Origin of the sequence: Ferruginibacter sp. SUN106 (assembly GCF_050611765.1) — a bacterium.
Classification (GTDB): domain Bacteria; phylum Bacteroidota; class Bacteroidia; order Chitinophagales; family Chitinophagaceae; genus Ferruginibacter.
Genome location: NZ_JBODJC010000002.1, coordinates 1,074,570 through 1,093,889 on the forward strand (window position 1 = coordinate 1,074,570; position 19,320 = coordinate 1,093,889).

General features: G+C 36.5%; 12 protein-coding genes. 2 read left to right on the forward strand and 10 right to left on the reverse strand.

Features of this window, described 5'->3' with window-relative positions; translation table 11 throughout:
* Positions 1–71: 71 nt before the first annotated feature.
* From ACQ334_RS10500 to ACQ334_RS10515, 4 genes are all read right to left on the reverse strand, one after another.
* Complete coding sequence (locus ACQ334_RS10500; RefSeq protein ID WP_430988159.1) at positions 72–2,255, reverse strand: hypothetical protein; 2,184 nt, start codon at positions 2,253–2,255, stop codon at positions 72–74.
* A 10-nt stretch (positions 2,256–2,265) separates the two neighbouring features.
* On the reverse strand, positions 2,266–3,471 hold the full coding sequence (locus ACQ334_RS10505; protein ID WP_430988160.1) for a hypothetical protein: 1,206 nt from the start codon (positions 3,469–3,471) through the stop codon (positions 2,266–2,268).
* Complete coding sequence (locus ACQ334_RS10510; protein ID WP_430988161.1) at positions 3,471–4,601, reverse strand: hypothetical protein; 1,131 nt, start codon at positions 4,599–4,601, stop codon at positions 3,471–3,473. The genes ACQ334_RS10505 and ACQ334_RS10510 overlap by 1 nt, the downstream gene beginning before the upstream one ends.
* Positions 4,602–5,139: 538 nt before the next feature.
* Entirely contained in the window at positions 5,140–8,103 is a 2,964-nt protein-coding gene (locus ACQ334_RS10515) for an ATP-binding protein (RefSeq protein ID WP_430988162.1), read from the reverse strand.
* 54 nt (positions 8,104–8,157) lie between these two features.
* On the opposite strand from ACQ334_RS10515, the gene ACQ334_RS10520 reads away from it, so the two are divergent.
* The gene (locus ACQ334_RS10520) at positions 8,158–9,519 is read left to right on the forward strand and encodes a hypothetical protein (protein ID WP_430988163.1); all 1,362 of its coding nucleotides are present in this window, start codon (positions 8,158–8,160) and stop codon (positions 9,517–9,519) included.
* On the opposite strand, the gene ACQ334_RS10525 is transcribed toward ACQ334_RS10520, so the two are convergent.
* Complete coding sequence (locus ACQ334_RS10525) at positions 9,503–9,844, reverse strand: hypothetical protein (protein ID WP_430988164.1); 342 nt, start codon at positions 9,842–9,844, stop codon at positions 9,503–9,505. The two genes, ACQ334_RS10520 and ACQ334_RS10525, sit on opposite strands and share 17 nt — an antisense overlap.
* A 190-nt stretch (positions 9,845–10,034) precedes the next feature.
* On the opposite strand from ACQ334_RS10525, the gene ACQ334_RS10530 reads away from it, so the two are divergent.
* Entirely contained in the window at positions 10,035–10,682 is a 648-nt protein-coding gene (locus ACQ334_RS10530; protein WP_430988165.1) for a response regulator, read from the forward strand.
* Positions 10,683–10,850: 168 nt separating this feature from the next.
* Here ACQ334_RS10530 and ACQ334_RS10535 read toward each other — a convergent pair whose 3' ends face one another.
* The 5 genes from ACQ334_RS10535 to ACQ334_RS10555 form a co-directional block, all read right to left on the reverse strand.
* Positions 10,851–12,653, reverse strand: coding sequence for a SusE domain-containing protein (locus ACQ334_RS10535; protein ID WP_430988166.1), 1,803 nt, complete (start codon positions 12,651–12,653; stop codon positions 10,851–10,853).
* 21 nt (positions 12,654–12,674) lie between these two features.
* Positions 12,675–13,496, reverse strand: coding sequence for a SusE domain-containing protein (locus ACQ334_RS10540; protein ID WP_430988167.1), 822 nt, complete (start codon positions 13,494–13,496; stop codon positions 12,675–12,677).
* Positions 13,497–13,521: 25 nt separating this feature from the next.
* On the reverse strand, positions 13,522–15,138 hold the full coding sequence (locus tag ACQ334_RS10545) for a RagB/SusD family nutrient uptake outer membrane protein (protein ID WP_430988168.1): 1,617 nt from the start codon (positions 15,136–15,138) through the stop codon (positions 13,522–13,524).
* Positions 15,139–15,156: 18 nt separating this feature from the next.
* Positions 15,157–18,189: a SusC/RagA family TonB-linked outer membrane protein gene (locus ACQ334_RS10550; protein WP_430988169.1), complete on the reverse strand. Its 3,033-nt coding sequence runs from the start codon at positions 18,187–18,189 to the stop codon at positions 15,157–15,159.
* A gap of 379 nt (positions 18,190–18,568) precedes the next feature.
* The gene (locus tag ACQ334_RS10555) at positions 18,569–19,309 is read right to left on the reverse strand and encodes an NUDIX hydrolase (RefSeq protein WP_430988170.1); all 741 of its coding nucleotides are present in this window, start codon (positions 19,307–19,309) and stop codon (positions 18,569–18,571) included.
* Between the last annotated feature and the right edge of the window lie 11 nt (positions 19,310–19,320).

The following is a 19,320-nucleotide window of genomic DNA, read 5'->3' on the forward strand; positions in this document are numbered from 1 at the left end:
GGTAAAATTTTTCATTTATAAAATTACCACGACTTATTGCGGGAATACAGATATTAAGTTCGTGGAACTAATCAGTGAAATTTTCTCTTGATTTTTTCCTTTTTTGCTGGTTGTGCAAGAACCCGGTTTTCTTGCACATTCCCATTATTTAAAGCAGCTGCATTAACTATTCCAATACCAGAATTACTTGACTGTGTTGATGCTGAACCAGCTGTTTTAGTACTGTCTGTTTTAGTAGTTCCAGTTCCCGGATTTTTAGGTTTAGGGGTAGTATCCGGAGTTACAACTTGTTCCGTATTTTTTTTCTTTTTAATGAAGGGTATGTTATAGCTTATCCCTATAAAAGGTTTTGAAACAAAAGATTTTTTATATGTTACAGAAGTTTCAGAACCAGGCAACCAATAGTCATGTTTTGAAATACTGTCATATTGATTACTCAATTGATTAACATTACCAAAAATCCATCCTCCGGTAATTGCCAGCCTGTTTTCACGTCCCAGCAATACTGAAGCTCCAAGAAAATACCTGATTTGAGGTTTTTCTTTAAAATTCACGCCTGCGCCAATTGTTGCCGAGACATTAAAGTCTGGTGAAATTTTGGGATAAAAGTGAAGATAACTTGCAAAACCAAATTCGCCTTTCTTTTCGCTGTTTTCTCTATATAATTTATTTCCGCGGCGGGTTGTTGAATCAGCGCCGGTAGAACTTTTCACTACATTACTATCTGCTCTTATCGAATAATCTTCATTAGCCAATTCCGGGGAATAGTATAATCCGGAACTAATATCCACTTTAAATCCACCAACAGGATAGGTGTTTATTTCCTTTGCTTTTACCAAAGATATGTAGGGTGTATTTTCCCGGGCAAGAATATTGAACCTAAAAGTTACCCTATCAAAGTTGCCTGATACTTCCGGGATATAACTGGCAAGAGGATAAAATGCAGCAGGCAATTCGTTATATAATTTGTTAACAGCAGTAAGTAATGTAGTATCTAATTTCGTAGAATCAAGATTATTTCTCATGAAATTGTTAAGGCTTTCAAAACTTGCTTTGCCGAAATTATTTTCCATAAAAATATCAATTGCTTTTTTCGCATTGATCTTACTCTGAATAAGTGCATAGTGTTGGTAAATACAGGCGTTACTTGCATTCCTGAAAAAAACGTTTAACTCCTCGGTAATTCTGTAAAGGGCTACACGAATACTATCAATCCTATTGGGGATGTAAGCTTTTTCTTCTGTGCCACCTACCTGGCTTGCATTAGCAGCCAGTTTATTCCCCAGATCTAAAAAGTCAATTAAGTTATCTGTTTCCAGGTTAAAACTTGTTGCGGTATCAGATATTTCCACCTTAAATGCAGTGGGGTTTATGTTTACAATCTCTAATGACAAAGGTGAACCCGAGGGTACTGTTATGTGCCGTTTAAATAAAACTTTACTTGACACTTTCGGTATGGATGTTTCAAATTTTCTTGTGTTAAAGAAATATTTTTTATACAGTTCTTTTGTATATGATTTCTTTCCAATTATATTAGCCCTTCCTCCACCATCATAATAAACAGTCAGGTTTTTATTTGCCAGGTAAATGATCTTATTAGTTACAAGGCTATTAATATCATCATTGCCTTTACCTATATTACAGTTACATGGATTAAGGTCATCTTCGCAGCAATTGCCGGCAGGTGGCGATTGTATTTTTAAATCTATTTTTATTTTTGCAACTAACTCCGCCAGTGATGGGCCAGTGGGGTTTTTACCTGGCGGATTAGTTGCAGCATTGATACTTTTTGCTACCATAATTAATTGTATCTTTTGTTTGGCGGTGTCACTTGTTTGTGTTGCAAGGTATATGGTTGATCTGTCTCCTTCTCTTAAGGTGGTTAAAAAATCCAGTATATCATAATTGTAAGTTCCTGTTGCATTAAAATTATTTAACCATTTTCTTCTTGCCGCTGTATCGGCAATCTTATCTAAAGTAGTTGCAAGGCTTTTAAAGCCGTCTTTAGTTTTAATTCCCGAAAATTTAAGAAAATTATCCCTATCCTTTTTCGGAATACTATCTACCACAAGCAAGATGGCAGTTTTTTCCTTTGAGTATCTAAAAGTATCATTACCTGCAGCAAGAATATTTTTTATTTGTGGAAAGCTACTCACCGGTATCTTTAATGTATCTCCCGGACCTATTGCCAATGTTTTTATGGTAGTTAATAAAATAGTTGCTAACATGCACAAATAAATAATTCCTTTTTTCATTTTTATAAATTTAGATAGTGATTCCTTTGTTTAAAAATAAGTAGTAGAAAGGTAAAATAAAAGACACATCACGTTCATTACCTGCTATCACATAGCCTAATAGTTTATTGTCTGTAGTAATAACGGGCGCTCCTGAATCTCCGCCCATTGATATTTTTTCGGAAACCAGCACATCAAAATATTTTCTTTGAAATCCACGACACTCAACTTCTATTTCTGCTTTTATCGATGTTATTTTTCCGGTTTGCTTATAAGATGTAGCTCCGATAATCGTTACCTGTGTATCAATATATTCATCCACTTCCGCTCTTTTAACAAATTCTGTTATTGCTGTGCCATCAAAATTATTAGCTATTTCAAAGGGGCTTTGCAACTCAACTAATCCATAGTCATAAAATCCATTTAATTCTCCTTCCACTACCGGATGAGTAAATCTATTCCGGGGAAAAGCTGTGTTTTTTATTGGTGATGGAAAAACGGCTTGTTCATCAATTGAACCATTGTAAGTAAAATCACCAGCACTAAAAATCCTGTTATATAAAAGTACATGAAAGCAACTCAACAGATAATCCTTACTGTTTTTCTTTACCCTCATCGTTCTTGTACCGTATCCTGAAGATGGTTTATTCGGTGTGTTGTTTGATATACTTGCACCAATTGCAATTGGATTAAAATTTATATCTGGTTTTAGTTCTTCGTGATTTTGATGTTGTATAAAATTATGCGTAGCAGGTTCTTTGACAGGTTTTACATCGGTCATTATTTGAAAGCCTTTATAACTGATTGACGTTGGAACACTGTTACTGGCATCTAATTGGTTTAAATTTATTTTTTCAATCACAAATATTACCAGGCATAAGGGTAAACTGCCACTATCATTTTTTAATCCAACGCCAATTCCTTTATAACCAATAACTCTCTTGCTTAAATAGAAGGACCGGTCGTTTTTTATTGTATTTATTATTGCTATTAAATCTTTATTGCTGGCTGTCGCTTTACCAGGGATTTCAAACTCTTGTTCTTCTATCCCACCACTCCAATAAAAGCATCCATCATCTTTACAGTGATACCATATCGAATTCCCATCTATTTCGGTACCAATCAATACATCATCTATTTCAATAGTATCGCCAGGGCTTTTATAAAAAAAACATGCTGCATTTGTTGACGCCTGCTCAGCTCTTGCATTTAAATATTTGTTCACTGTAACCTTCATTATCCAACCCTGTTTATTGGTGAAGAACCTGGGCTACTTTTTTGTATATCACTATTTGAAACTTCAGGTTTATTGCCAGTATTTCTTAATGCCACAAATTTGTTCAACAGATCAAACCAGAAAGGCGCACCTAATGAAATGGCAAAGGCAGTTAATAACCATCCAATCCACCTGTTACTTTTATTTTGATACGGGTTTCCACTACAGTGATAAATTTCGTCATAGCTTTTTATTGTAGTTTTCAGTTTGGCGGCCGCCGCACTATCCTTATCGCAACAACAAGCCAACCGTTGTTTTAATGAATCGCAAATCTTACAACTATCCTTATCAGGCCAACCTAATGCAGCAATATTACTTGCTTTGTCGATATCCTCCCGGACAAGCTTTTGAGCTGCCAGTAAGGTGCTGTCGGGTAAGGCTATAAAAACTTTATCGATAATTTTTATAACTGAATCGTTTACCCTTACAGTATCTCGTTTACTGTTGACTGAAGTATCTTTTAAACTTTTTACCAGTGAGTCGTATTTAGGTATAGAATGAATTGCCAGCTGCACTAAATTTGTCCTGGCAGTTTTGTCCTTTGCTAATAAATTATAGATAGCTATGGTATCAACATTAAAATTATACGCCAGAAAAAGCCCAAGTAAGAAAAGCATTAACCTATTTTGACGTTTATACCACCCGGTAGTTCGATCCATTGTATCATTAAACCAATTTTCCAAAAGATTTTTAAACCTGTCGATATCGTTGTTTGAATCCAGAAACAATTTTTGGAGTCGCTTGAGTGTTTCTTGATCAATAAGCCTGGCCCCGTCAGATGCAGCTTGAAATTGTTTAGTTGTAAACAATGCTTCTCTGATTAAGTTTATCTGCGGCATTGTGCCATCAAAATTTTCTCCCCGTAATAAATAAATAATTGTTTTAGAAAAATTACCAGCTTCCATATAAGATGGTTTACTATTCCAGCTGCTTTCAGCTAAATATTTAATAGAAGGATATTCGAAGAAAACTTTGGTAAAATTATTGGTGGACTTATAAGCGGGATAGAAGAAACGGACGAAACTAAACCAGATTTCTATTGCAGCGTTAACTATTGTGAATATAGAATATTTATTATCATCTTCCAGCATTCTACGTATGCCTTTTTGCAGCATCCTGCTTCTTAAATTGAACCATCTTGCAATTACTTCCTGTAAAATGCTAGCCAAAAGGCTATACAAAAGGAAGATAAATATCATTCCAATAAAAACATCTAAAACAATATTATTAAACATACAAACCTGGATTTACTTACCGAATTAACAATACCAAATACCGAATTGCCTATTTTATTTTTTATTACTTGAATGCATCACTACAGCCTTTACTATAAAAAGGCAGAACTTATATATTCAGTAATTCATTGTATTGAGCTTTCTGTTAAAGACGGACGATAAGAATTATTAATAGCAGCAATTAAATTATTCACAGGAATAGATTACAACACTAACATAATACCTTATTCTTACACCCACAAGCTTCTTGTGTTGTTATTTAGTAATAAATTCAAATTAACTTAAATAAAATCGGCAAAGATCAAATAAGTGTTATGTAAAGGTGATAAGTATTTACTTTCGGATCAACGGTGTAATAACGTGAAAAAAGAAGGTGAAAATACTGTAGAAAATGCTACACCGGTAATATATTTATTTGAGTACCCTTGCCCGGTGACGATGTAAGTGCAACTTTATACTTTATTTGCCCTGCCCTGTACTGCATATTTTTAAGCCCATAACCTTTTTTAACTTCATCTACATTAAACCCATTGCCATTATCGGCAACAACAATCTTTATTTTTTTGCCGCTGGCAGTAATGCCAACATCTATCTGGCCTGCACCGGAGTATTTTATGCTATTATTAATAGCTTCTTTGCAAATTAAAAACAGGTTGCGTTTTTCTTCTTTGGTAAGTTGACGACTGTTCACTTCACTATCTGCTTTAATTACTGCTTCTATATTACTAGCACTTGCCACCGGTATAGCAAATTGCTTAAGCCTGGTTATTAATTCATCTACTGTATCCAAAGAGTCATCCAATACCCAAATCATATCCCGCAAGCTCATAGTAGCTTCGGTTAAATTATCTTTTACCTGTTGTAAACTTTCTTCCTGCTTTACGCCACTGATGGCAAGGTTTGTAAAAACTTTTACGCTGTTAAGTGTGCTGCCCAAATCATCGTGCAGATCGGTGGCGATGTTCTTTCTTATGGCATGTTGCTTTTCTATTTGGCGTATCCGATACCTATAGAATGCATAGATAATACCTACTATTGTTAAAAACACCAGTAGTTTGAACCACCAGGTTTGATACCATTTGGGAAGAAACTCTAATATTAATTCTTTAGGTTCACTCCAACTCCCGTCTTCGTTTGCGGCCTTTACCTGAAGGTGATACTTACCCGGTGAAAGACCTATAAGAGTGATGAAATTTTGGGTACTGAGATTGATCCAACTGGAACTTTGCTCTGTTATACGGTATTGATAAACTGTACGCTCAGGATTTGAATAATTAATACCGATAAAGTTAATATTCGCTTGAATTGAATTATTTGAAACATATAACAATGATGTATTTATATTTACAGTATCAGTTATTAAATTGTTAGTTAAAGTAGTACTAAGTTTATAAAAAAATACCTTCGGAACAGAGACTGTATTTGAAAAATTTGCAGGTATTATTGTTGAAATACCACTTTTTCCTCCGGCGTAAATTTCGTCATTTAAAATATTTCCACTTGTTTCTTCAAAAACATTGTCATGCAAACCGTCAGTTTCATAGTAAGTTTTTATTTTGTTATTCCTTATGTTTAAACAATTTAATCCATTATTCGTTGTAATAAAAAGTAAGCTGTCATGCCATGAAAATAATTTGTACACCCCGTTGTTACTAAGGCCATTTTGAGTTGATATTTCTTTTTCAAATTTAAAACTTGAATCCAGTACAATTACTCCACTACCGTAACATGCTACATAATATTTCTGCTTTAGTTTCGCTAAATCAAAATAAATTGAATAGTTTGATTTAGAACCTTTACTTATTGTATATGTTTTGTTTACAAAAGTTTCAATGTTAAAAACACTAAAATAAGTATCCCCTAAAATAGCTACTTCATTCTTCGAAATTTGCACAACATTGTTAATTATGGATTCCTTAAATGTATCATCATTTTTTCCATCAAAGTTTTTAATTATCCCAGTTCTTAAATTCCATACTATAATCCCCTTATAATTTTCGGTTCCCAGTATGTATCTATCCCCAAATCTAACAATACTATTAATCCTTACTTTTCCCAAAATCCTAAATTCAGGATAACTGAAAGTTATAGGTCTTAATTTATTTTGCTCATAGGTAAATAACCCGTTAGCATTTGAAACCAGAGTTCCAATCTGCTCATCATTGTAATAATAATCAAAAGCGGTACCTGAAAAAAGGGCGGCCATTTCACCTTTTTTAAAATTAGCTTTATACAGTCCATTTTCAGCGCACACATAAGTAGTACTATCATTTTGCGGATAAATATAGTATGCTTGTGTTAGTTTACCAGAACAAGTATTGAATTTTGAAGATATGCTTTTAATAGATGGGTTAGAATTCTTTAGGTATGCCAGACCTTGCTGGCAACCAAGCCATATGTTATTTTCACCATCACAAAAAAGTGTATAAACAGAGCTTAACCAGTCGGAAATTCTATCAACAGCTGCATTTCTTATAATGCTATACTGCTTTGTAAATAGGTTTGTTTTTACCAGATTATTTTCTGTTGAAAACCAAATATTTTGTTGCTGATCAATACAAATACCAAACACAATACCTTTTAGAGAGTTAGGCATGAAATTAAGTAGGTTGCCGTCGTACACTATATTATTCTCTAAAATCTTAAACGGCTTCAGCCCGTCAGTGCTCGCTACAATAAATCCATTTTGAGTTATTGCAGTTTCGTAAAAAACAATATCTGTAGATTTGCTAAATTCTTTTACAGGAATTTGCTGAATTATTCTTGATCGTCTTAAGTCATAAAACACAATGCCCTTGCTTTGTGTAAAAGCTATGAGCTTATCCTTTTGTATTAAAACATTAAAAATATTTACCGCCTCGAATTCTTTAATTTTAGTTAGCTGAAAATTTTTTTTATTAATATAGAAAACGCCCGTTGAAGAAGCTATTAATATGTACTCGCCATAATTGCATAACCTGGAAATAGAAATGGCTTTATCATTAGAGTAAAGTAAGTTGCTATATTCAATTTGCCCTGTAATCAAATTAATTACATTAATACCTCCGCTACTGCCAGACACCCAGGCTTTTCCATTTGAGCTATCAATGACAACGCTTCTTATATCTGATGTTTTCAGATTATGTTTTTCGCTTATTCCCGCTGTGTAACTTTCAACAATTTTTGATCCACTCCTCACTAATCCATCCTGTGTACCAATCCATATAAACCCATATTGATCTTGTGTAATCTCCCTTATATTAGTTATTTTATAAGCATCTGAATTAAAAACTGGTCTAATTAAATGGGTTTGCTGACTTTTTGCAGAAAGCCATAAAACAGCAAAAAGTATTAAACTGCTTAAATATTTAAAGCCCATTTTATATTTTGATTTTAAATATAACAAATATTAACTTAGCTTTTACTTTGACTTATGACAAATACATGGCTATATATACTTTTTGTACATGCTTTTACAGAGCTTTCGGCAGAAGAAAGCTTTGCATTAATTGAAACTAATTTTTTAGATTTCCAGCATTGTGATTCAATAAAACTTGTAATAATAAAAAATTCGTTTACTGATTTACGAACAATGACAGAGTCTGAAAGAGCAATTTTAACGAATGCATCAGAAAATACTCCGCTACGACTTTGCATATCAACAATATACACGGGTGAAAAATCTGATGTAGGCAAGATTAAATTTATCTCTTCAAATAAAAAATTCAATTATTGGCAAAAAGCGTTTGACTATGTGTTAAAAACTTACGCTGCCGATAATTACATTCTTTATACATACAGCCATTCTAATGGTTTTCAAATTGGCGCAGCAGAAACCGGGTTTGTATTAAACAGCAGTGGGAGACTTATGCATAGAAAACATAATATCCCGGCTCATCAACCAGCTGACTTCAAGAAGTATTTTTATAGAATTAGTAATGAACGGAAAAATAAATTTTTTTTCAAAGGACTGTCACATACCATTTCATTTAAAAATAAAAGTTATGAAATACTTCATCCGGTAAAATTGCATATTAAAAAGTGGCCTGATACAAACAGTACGAATGGAATATTAGTATACGATTTAGCGGAGTATTTAAGGCAAAAAAAGATAACTTTTAGATATATTTTTCTGCACAATTGCGCAGCATTATTACTTGAAAATATCTATCATTTTAATAGCTTTTGTGAAGTTATTATGGGTTCGGCAGGCAACATTTCAAAAGGATTAGATGCTTGTAAACGTATTTATGCTTCAATTGAATTAAACAGCAACTTAACAAACATAACTGATTCAGTCAGGCAAAGCATAACAAACTCATTGAAGGAGACAGGAAACTCCGGATACAAGATATTAATGGTAAAAACAGAAAAGTTTAAACCCATTATGGATTGCTTTACTAGGATTATATCACGACTTAATTTGCTATACACAAAAAACAGCTCATTTAATATTCACAAGTTAAATATGCTTTCTCCTGAAAAAGAACATTTTATCTCACCGAATAGTAATGATGATTTGTTACAACACTATGATTTTATAGAATTATTAACCGAGCTTGCGCATAATGATAGTGATACAGTTATTTTAATAAACAATTTAAAAGGGTTATGTAAAATGAGTATTTTCCCATTACATAACCCTGTCATTGACGATTATCCTTCTATATTATTCCCTTATAAGCACCGCTATACTTTTTTATCGCACTTAAGAAGCATTTTTAGAAAGCCTGAAAACAGCTTTAGTGATCTTACCGGCTACAATAAGTTAATTGCCACTATCTTTCTTGAATAAGAAACAATTTGTTTATATCATCATACTTTCCTTCTGTAATTAACTTCCCTATTAGGTTAAAAGTTTCTGGAGTAATGCCTGTATCCCATGGTTTTTTGGGCGATTTAAGCGTAATTGTTACTTCGGTGCCAGCGCTGTTTTTTGCAACCAAACTAATATTGGTTGGTTTGTCTTTGAGGGTAGCATTAACATCTGTCAAACTTTCATAAACAATAAAAACTTCCTCAGAGCCAGAATTTGCAGCTAAGTTTTTTTTTATTCCTGTTGCAATGGAGCAATCATAAATAATTTCGTTTTTTGATTCAATTTTTGGTTTGAATTCCATAATTTAAAATTTTATTAGGTTGTAAAATAGGTTCCATTGTAATTATATATCATCGTTGTGAAAAAACCAAGTCTTTTATCAAATATTCAAAACTAACAGCGGCATCAAAACTCTCCCACCGTGTTTTCACCCTTTTTTGCCACAAATGCACTATTTTTATTTTAGTACAGAAAACCAACACCCCTTAGCCATGACCTCCATTGTTCTAGTCGACGACCATTCGCTCCTTCGTATGGGGCTTGCAAGCCTTGTGCAAAGCCTTGGCTATGCGGTGAATTTTGAAGCTGATGATGGCAAAGAGTTTATTGAAAAGCTTGCCAAAAGCAATTTGCCCGATGTGGTGCTGATGGATATTAATATGCCGGTAATGGATGGATTTGAAGCTACTTTATGGCTCAAACAAAACCACCCCGATATCAAAGTGCTAGCCCTAAGCATGTACGATAACGAAAACTCCATCATCCGAATGCTGAAAGCTGGCGCTAAAGGCTATATTTTAAAAGACAGTGAGCCGGCAGAATTAAAAGCGGCTATTGATGCCCTGGTTAATAAAGGTTATTATTACAGCGACCTGGTGAGTGGCAAACTTATTCATGCCATTAATAAAATAGAGGATGAAGGCAGTACTGTAAATACGCTGGCCAATCTTAACGAAAGGGAAACTGACTTTTTAAAATATGCCTGCACCGAAATGACCTACAAAGAAATTGCCGATAAAATGTTTGTGAGTCCACGTACCATTGATGGCTACCGTGATGGCCTGTTTGACAAATTGCATGTAAAAACAAGGGTGGGTTTGGTGATTTATGCTATTAAGAATGGGATAGTGAGTGTGTGAGAAGCGTGAGTAGTGAGACGTGAGTAACACTCTTCGACTTTGTAAGGATGATGAATGCATGGGGGAGTTGCACCCAGAGAGGAGCAGAGGCTAAAGAGAAAAAAATTGATACGTAAAAAGGGCTGCCCTTCCGGCCAGCCCTTTTATTAAATTCCGCAAACCTGGTAATTAGTTGATACGCATTGTTTGGGTATTTTCATTCAATGTAATGGTATAAGTGCCCGCTGTTGCAGGGGTTTTAAAATTATCCCCGCCTTCCCATTTAATTTTTTTATTGGTACCTACAGCCTGACTCTGGCCACTGTTGTCTTCGTAATCAAAAGCGCCCCAGGCATTACCGGCTACAAATTTAATATCCTTATTTGCTTTTAAGGTAATACTGATGGTCCAAACGCCATTACCCGTGTAAGTCATTTGAGGAGATGTTGGCGGATCCCAGTCGTTTACACCGGCCTGGTTAATACCGTCTCCCACTACCCTCATTTCAGCTGCAGGGCTCATAAAGTATTTTACATTATTCACATCACGGCCATCCCAGATCACCCTGTTTCTTACGGGTGAAGTAGTGATGTCGGCAAAGTTAGCGCCATTTACTTCCAGCGTGCTGCCATCTCCGTTAGGTGTGCCATAACTCCTGGTTTCATCTACTGCTTTGCTGCCATTATCCCAGGCGTTATTATCAATCAGCTTCCAGCCACCATTGCTTGGGAAGGTGTTGATACCCACAAATAAATTGGTTGCTGCAGTTCCCATAGCATAAGTGGGGAATACTCCCGGAGGATTCCATCCTACTGCGGTAGCACCACCTACAAAGCCCATCCTGCCTTCACGGATATCATATTTTAAAGTAGTGCGGTTAACAGTGATCCTGTAAAAACCAGCATTGGTTACAGAAAAATTTCCACCATTATTGCTGGTGATAGAACCTGGCGCTGCACCTGTGCCATAAGCAATATTCCATGAGCGGCCTTCTGAAACTTTAAACTGTGCACCTGCAGGTAAGTAGATGTAGATATAATACATATCATTAAACACTCCTGCACGTAGATCCCTGATCAATTCAGGTGCTGTTGGCGGATCCCAGTCGTTACCATTACCTGTGGATGCCTGGTAGCTACCTGGCAAATACATTCTTACAATGGGCACATAACTTTGAATGGTTACATTTACCACATTAGAAAAAACGATGGCCCCTAATGCAGTTACAGCTTTTAAGCGGTATTCTACTTTTCCGGTATTACCACCTGGTATACCCGAATTTAATGCAGTAGCATTCATTTCACCCTGGGTTAAACCCTTCGTTAAAATAGAAGGCCCTACTGCAATTTCAATCGGCGCTACAAAATTCTTTCCTGCAGAATCGTATTGCAATGTGTAGGTTACAATACCGGGGTAGCCGGTAAAAGCATTTGTCCAGCTGAAAGTATTGGAAGCTAAAGCGGCATTGGCTAAGGTTAAAGTAACTGATGTATTGGCTGTAACCAATGTAGAAGGATCCATAAAAGGAGTAACTGTCAATTTCAATACATTCGACATGTACCTTTCGTTGTTATTACTATAAGAAGAGATCAGCCTTACATCGATACTCTGCGCTGTATTCAATTTAAAACCAAGGTTAAGCAGGATCGCATTTAAATCTCTTCCTGTTAATGAAGTGGTTAATAAACCAACTACTGTTTTGGTATTTTCGTTGGCAAAATTTTTGCCGGTGCTGTCAATTTCAAGGATGTATTTGTATACAGCCGAATCCTGTGCATACCTTGGGTTGGTCCAGGAAAAAGTTACCACAGCTTTATTAGAATCTGCCAGTGTTGGTGCAACAGTAGTGCCCGATGCACTTAAAACCGGCGAAACGCCTAGCTGGTAAACCGGTAAGGCATCCACCTTTTTAAGATTGTCTATTTTATTACATGCTGTAAACAAACCAACAACCGTAACAGCAGCTAAAAATATTTTTAAAATATGTTTCATTGTTAAAATTTTAATTGTTTGTTATTGTTTTACAACTGTATATTTTCCGGTTTTAAAATTCACGGTTACTTTATAAGAGCCCGCAATTGAAGGTGTGGGAATAGCATCAGGATCTGATCCTCCTCCCATATTAAAACCTATATCTCCACCTGTTGCAACTTTACCACCATATTGTGGCTGCCAGTTGTTTAATGTAGATAAGAATTTATAATAGAAGCCTGGTGTAAAGCTCATGGTGATATTATATTCTACCTTACTCACCTTGATACATTTTTGAGATGCAGGGGGATTGTTGGTCCAGCTGCTGGGTGTACCGTCACCTGTTATGTACAAATCGCCGGTTGGTGGAATTGGTACGGCAACATCCAGGTAAGGCGTGATAACAATTTTAACTACGTTAGAATATAATGGCACTGCATTACCTGCGATGGTAGATTTTATCCTGAACTCTATATTGTGTGGTATATTTTCAAGTACATCTAATTTAGACAGGAAAGTGTTGATGTCTTTAATAGTATACGTAACACTTAATTCTTTTGGAATGGCTACTTCCTGAATATTAGGATTTTTGAAATTAGCACCGGTGGTGTCGATCTGCAGTATGTATATCACATCCTGTGAGCTGTTACCGGTATTAAACTGGTAGTTAGGATTTGTCCATGTAAAAACAACAGCGGTGTTGTTTTTCTTAGTACTGTCCAGCACCATTGCAGCGGTGGAAGAAGCTTTAAGTACGGGTGCCGTACCTCCTTCAAAATAGTTTTTATTCTCATCTTTTTTACAGGAAGCAAATACTGCCACCAGTAAGGATAGTAAGAAAATTTGTTTTACAATATTTTTCATTTTAAATGATTTTAGCAGTTAAAAATTAATAGCCTGTATTTTGTGTCAGATTAGGGTTAGCGGTTCTGTTAGTAGATGGAACAGGGAAAATATTATACTTGCTATCTACTGCAGTACCTGAAGCCACACCACCTTTCCATGGCCATAAATAAGTGTTGGTAGTTAATAATCCGTAGCGGATCAGATCTGTACGGCGATGTCCTTCCCAATACAACTCTCTGCCTCTTTCATTTAAAATGTTTTGTAAGCCATTGGCAACCGGTGTAAGGTCAGATGCTGAAAATGGGGTTGCACCTGCTCTTGTTCTTATCAGGTTGATATAAGTTAATGCTGTTGCTGCATCGCCACCTGCACCACCTCTTAATACTGCTTCTGCATAAATCAGGTACATTTCAGGTAAACGGAATACAGGAAAATCAACATCAGAAAAATCTTTCTTGGAATCAGAAACTGCACCACCGTCTGAGCGAACGTTCTTGTATTTATTGATGTGTAAACCATTATCAAAATTGCTGATATCGCTGATTGCTATCTGGCTGGCTGCTGTGCCGTATTTAGTGGTACTGAACATGGCTCTTTTATCTGTATTGCCACTCAGGTCATTAAACAGATCAGATAACCCTTTTGTACCCCTGTAACCATACCATCCGCCACCAACACCATATTCATCATGGTCATCGCCGGAGGCACAGTGTACAAAGAAAGTGGTATTACCATAAGCCTGAGTGCGTAAGCCATCGCAATTGATGGCAAACATAAATTCGTCTTTGGCTTTATCATTATCGGCCATAAATACTTTGCGGTAATCGGGGTATAAAGAGTAGCCGCCGCCAATTACTTTTTTAGCATAAGTAATGGCTTCGGTATATTTAGCGGTACCGGTGTATACCTGTGCATTTAAGTATAACCTTGCCAGTAAAGCCCATGCTGCACCCTGGTCTACCCTGCCATACTCAATTGTTTTTACTGTTGCCAGGTCTGTTTCAATTGCTTTTAATTCAGATTCAATATAGACAAACAAATCAGCCCTGCTTTTTTCACCTGGTAACTCTGTGCCTACTGCATTGGCTTCAGTAATAAAAGTAGATTTACCAAAAAGGTCCAGCATTACCCAATAATTGTAAGCACGTAAAAACCTTGCTTCTGCTCTTGATTTTTTAATATCATCGGCTGCAGTACCTGTGATGTTGCGTTCTGCCAGTTTTGCATCAGTTGCTTCTCTCAGGTATTCGTTAATCAAAGTAATGTTATAAATAGGCCTTGCATAAATCCCTTTCAAAAAAGGATCATCGGCTGTCCATTTTAAATTATGGAAGTCTTTAATGGTCTGGTCATTCCAGGCTACAACTGCTTCATCGGTTGGCAATTCTTCGCAGTTAAACAACATACGTATAAAAGCCACCTGCGATCCTTCGTCCAGCCCGCCACTGATATCGGGGCTACCTGCAGGGCCTGAGTTGCCGGTGATAGATAATGTACCGTAAATTTTTGCCAGCACACTTTTGTAACCTGCTGCTGTGGAATATGTTTTTTCCGGCGTTAAATCATTTACCGGATACAGGTCCAGTTTTTTTGCGCAGGATGTTGCAACAACAGCCACAACTACTGCTAATAATATTTTATTGATCATTTTATTTTTCATAAAACTTATTTTATTAAATTAAAAATCAAGACTTGCACCTACTGAATAGATCCTCGGGCGTGGGTAGATGGTATAATCTACACCAGAGCTGCTGGCATTTTCAGGGTCAAGGCCGGAATATTTGGTGATAGTAAATACGTTTTGAACGCTGCCGCTTACACGTAATGAAGCTTTATTATGAATGATCTTTCCAAAATTGTAGCCAATATTGATATTGTCTAATTTCAGGTAGGAAGCATTCTCAATATAATAGTCAGATAAATATTCATTGGTGGATGTACCGCTGAATTTAGTGGCCATATAATCAGGTGCTCCATTCTGAATAAAATTGATCGGGTTTTTTAAAGCCCTTAGTACACCATTGTTAGAGTTAAACTGGTTGTACAGGTAATTGCCTAAAGCGCCATGAGAAGCCAGGCCAAAATTCCATTTTTTATAGGTTACCTGTGTGTTGATACCAAATAAAATATCAGCAGCAGGTTTTTTGTATAAATAACGATCGGCTTCTGTTATCTGTCCGTCACGGTTTAAATCTTCAAAAAGATTTTCTATTGGTGCACCGGTTGTTTTATCGTACACTTGTTTGTATACATTAAATACATAAGGAGAATAACCTACCGCAAATTTGCCGATGTAGTTGGTTAAACCACCACCAATGCTGCTTACGTCAATTCCTTTAAAATTAGGATCAGGGAATTTTTGCAGGTTGGTAATTTTAGACTGGTTGTAAGTAACGTTGAAACCAAAACTCCAGTTCAGGTCTCTTTTAGCAATAGGTATAGTATTCAAAGAAAACTCTATCCCTTTGTTTTCCATATTACCTACGTTTGTAAACAGGGTAATATCGAAGTTAGAACCGGGAGCAACAGGAATCACACTTAACAAATCCTTTGTTTTCTTTTGATACACATCAACAGAACCAGAGATCCTGTTATTGAGGAAGCCGAAGTCCATACCGATGTTAGAAGTAGTAGTGCTTTCCCATCTTCTGTCTTTATCATAAGCAGAAGGACGTAAGAAACTATAATAGGTATTACCAAACTGGTACTGTGCCGAAGCATTACTCTGAGAGTAATAAGGCAGGTAAGAATAATAAGGAATACCATCCTGCTGACCGGTTTCACCCCAGCTTAAACGCAGTTTTAAATCGCTTACCAGGTTGCTGTGTGCAAAAAAGTCTTCTTTCATTTTCCAGGCCACTGCTACAGAAGGGAAATAACCTACCCTGTTCTCTTTAGCAAATTTAGAACTGGCATCACGACGTAAAGAAGCCGTTAATAAATATTTGTTGTTGAAAGTGTAGTTCAGCCTTCCGATATAAGATTCTAACCTGTATTCCGGTTTATCAGTAAGGAAAGTAGGTTGAGAACCTTCCAGTGTATCTTTTAATGCAGGTTTTGCAGGATTTGCAATAGCCCTGTAACTAAACGATGCAAAGTTTTTTACCTCTGTAACAAAATCCTGGTAGCTATGACCTACCAAAACATCTATTTTACTTTTTATGCTTTTTACTTCTTTGCTGTAAAATAATTGTACATCAGCCAGTGTATTTTTTTTCTTTTGTTCGTAATAAGATTTTGAACCGCCTGTTTTGTAAACAGTAGCAGATAAAGAATCTGTATTATCATTGCCTTTACCACCGGCATTATCAATACCCAGGTTAACTAATAAATGCAGGTCGGGTAAAAAGTGCATTTTATAATCTATCTGCACGTTACCAATCACCCTGTTTACATCAGATGTATTATCTCTTAATTCCAGTAATGCCAATGGATTTCTTGTGGCAAGATCAATGGGTTTACCATCAGCCTGCAACCATTCGTAATAGCCGCCATATTTGCCTCCTGTGGCATAAACCGGTTGCGTAGGATCAAATGAAACAGCCGAACCAATAGCGCCTTCATTTGCCCACTGGTTGTTGGTATGACTGTATTTAAAAGCAACGTTTACAGATAAATGATCGTTCCATAATTTAGGTGAAAGATTTAACGAGGTGGAAACCCTGCCAAATTTATTGGTCTTTAAAATACCTGCCTGGTTAAGGTAACCTAATGACGCCCTGAAAGGAAGGTCGAAAGGTAAACCGGCGATATTGCCACTGGCACTGATATTATTATCATTGCCAAAAGCAGCCCTGTAAATTTGTTTCTGCCAATCGGTGTTAGCAGCACCTAATAAATTTTTGTAGGTATTATTACCGGTAGCAGCTGCATCCGCATTGATGATACTTCTGATCTGGTCACCGGAAAGCACATCTACCGTCTGAGCTACATTAGCTACAGAACTTTGTGTATTGAAATTATATTTTACTTTTCCTTTGGAACCTTTTTTAGTGGTAATGATCACCACACCATTTGATGCCCTTGAACCATATAAAGCAGTTGCAGAAGCATCTTTTAATACGCTTATAGATTCAATATCATTTGGGTTAATAGTGTTGAGGTAATTGCCCGATCCTGCAATACCATTGCCTTCAACAGGTACTCCATCAATTACTATTAACGGATCGTTGCTGGCATTCAGGGAAGCGCCGCTACGGATGCGGATCTTACTTCCGCCGCCGGCAGACCCACCGCCTGTTGTAACTTCCAGGCCGGCAACTTTACCCACCAGTAATTGTTCTGATGAGTTAATATTACCTTTTTGAAAATCCTTGGCAGTAATGGCTGTTACCGATCCGGTAAGGTCGCCTCTTCTTTTAGTACCATAAGCCACTACCACCACTTCGTTTAAGCGCTGGTCTGCCTGTACAAGGCTGATCTCTAAAGAAGTTTTGCCGGCAACCGGAACTTCCAGCGTTGCAAAACCAACTGATGTAAACAGTAATGTTGCAGTTGAAGCTGCATTAATTTTAAAGGTACCATCGGCGGCTGTTTTTGTAGCCGTAGTTGTTCCCCTAACGGCTACTGTAACTCCGCTGACAGGAGTGCCGTCTTTGCTGTCGGTTACTTTACCTGTAACAGCGGTTTGCGCAAACGCCACTACTGATAAGCACAGTAACGCAATCGTTTGCGGGATGATCCGTAAGAAATGTGGGATGACTTTTTTCATACATGCAATTTGTATCGTTTTAAAAAAATTGAGAAGCAATCTTATAATGTGTATTTTTTACACAAAGCAAGATGTGTAAATATTACGCAAAGTAAGCCTTTATTTTATATTACAAACATTTTGTTAAATATTTTTTTGGCAATTTTTTGGGGTAAAAAAATTTATTGCTGCATTAAAAGGCAACCGGCATATTGAAAGTGCTGCATAAAAGATTATGGCGCAGCAAAATGAGGCTGGTTTTGTGTTACAATCATTTTTCAAGGTCGAAAAATATGATTCTTATCATTTTTTCAGCCGGTTTTCAGGCAGCTTTAATAAACTGTAGCAGGATATTTTACGGGTACTTGCAGGAGTGGCGCTTTTTTATGCATCCCCGGCTTTAAAAATCAATACCCACCCATTTTTTCTTTTTCTTCTCGTACTTTTCGTAATTGAATTTATAGAGCTTACCTGGCCGGTGCGGCACATCCTGTTCCATTTCGTCAATGTCAATTAAAAAGTCCATGGAAAAGAATTTTTTACGAAAATTTCTTCTGTCCATTTTAGTGTCCAGTATAGCTTCGTATAAATTCTGCAGATCCCGTAAAGAGAATTTTTTGGGTAAAAGATTAAAGCCCAATGGGTGTTCCTGTATTCTTTTTTGTAAACGTTTGTAACAGGTTTCAAATATTTGCTGATGGTCGAAGGCCAGGTCGGTAACATTTACAATATCGTGCCAGTGCAGTTCATTATCCAGGATATTTAATTTATGATGCTGCACATTTATCAGTGAGCAATAGGTTACTGTAACCACACGGCCTGCCGGATGGCGGCTAACAGAACCAAAAGTATGCACCTGTTCCAGGTATACATCGCTTAATCCTGTACGTTGCTTTAATATTCTGTAAGCAGCAGCATCCAGGTCTTCACTAGGCCTTACCAGGTCGCCTAACAAGGACCATTTACCCAGGTATTTTTTAAGATCACTTCTGATCAGTAATACTTTCAGCTTGTTTTCATCAAATCCAAAAATCACACAGTCTACAGATAAAGCAATCTTATTGCTGCTCTCTACTTCAGACTGGATGGCTAAGAGGGTTTTAATATTCTTCCCCTTATCAGTATTTAATTCAGCAGACATTTGAGGCGGTT

Bases quoted from the DNA above. Each gene is read 5' to 3' on its own strand.
- ACQ334_RS10540 (WP_430988167.1), bottom strand. From the start codon at position 13,496: ATGAAAAATATTGTAAAACAAATTTTCTTACTATCCTTACTGGTGGCA.
- ACQ334_RS10500 (WP_430988159.1), bottom strand. From the start codon at position 2,255: ATGAAAAAAGGAATTATTTATTTGTGCATGTTAGCAACTATTTTATTA.
- ACQ334_RS10530 (WP_430988165.1), top strand. From the start codon at position 10,035: ATGACCTCCATTGTTCTAGTCGACGACCATTCGCTCCTTCGTATGGGG.
- ACQ334_RS10510 (WP_430988161.1), bottom strand. From the start codon at position 4,601: ATGCTGGAAGATGATAATAAATATTCTATATTCACAATAGTTAACGCT.
- ACQ334_RS10525 (WP_430988164.1), bottom strand. From the start codon at position 9,844: ATGGAATTCAAACCAAAAATTGAATCAAAAAACGAAATTATTTATGAT.
- ACQ334_RS10505 (WP_430988160.1), bottom strand. From the start codon at position 3,471: ATGAAGGTTACAGTGAACAAATATTTAAATGCAAGAGCTGAGCAGGCG.
- ACQ334_RS10520 (WP_430988163.1), top strand. From the start codon at position 8,158: ATGACAAATACATGGCTATATATACTTTTTGTACATGCTTTTACAGAG.
- ACQ334_RS10545 (WP_430988168.1), bottom strand. From the start codon at position 15,138: ATGAAAAATAAAATGATCAATAAAATATTATTAGCAGTAGTTGTGGCT.
- ACQ334_RS10515 (WP_430988162.1), bottom strand. From the start codon at position 8,103: ATGGGCTTTAAATATTTAAGCAGTTTAATACTTTTTGCTGTTTTATGG.
- ACQ334_RS10555 (WP_430988170.1), bottom strand. From the start codon at position 19,309: ATGTCTGCTGAATTAAATACTGATAAGGGGAAGAATATTAAAACCCTC.
- ACQ334_RS10550 (WP_430988169.1), bottom strand. From the start codon at position 18,189: ATGAAAAAAGTCATCCCACATTTCTTACGGATCATCCCGCAAACGATT.
- ACQ334_RS10535 (WP_430988166.1), bottom strand. From the start codon at position 12,653: ATGAAACATATTTTAAAAATATTTTTAGCTGCTGTTACGGTTGTTGGT.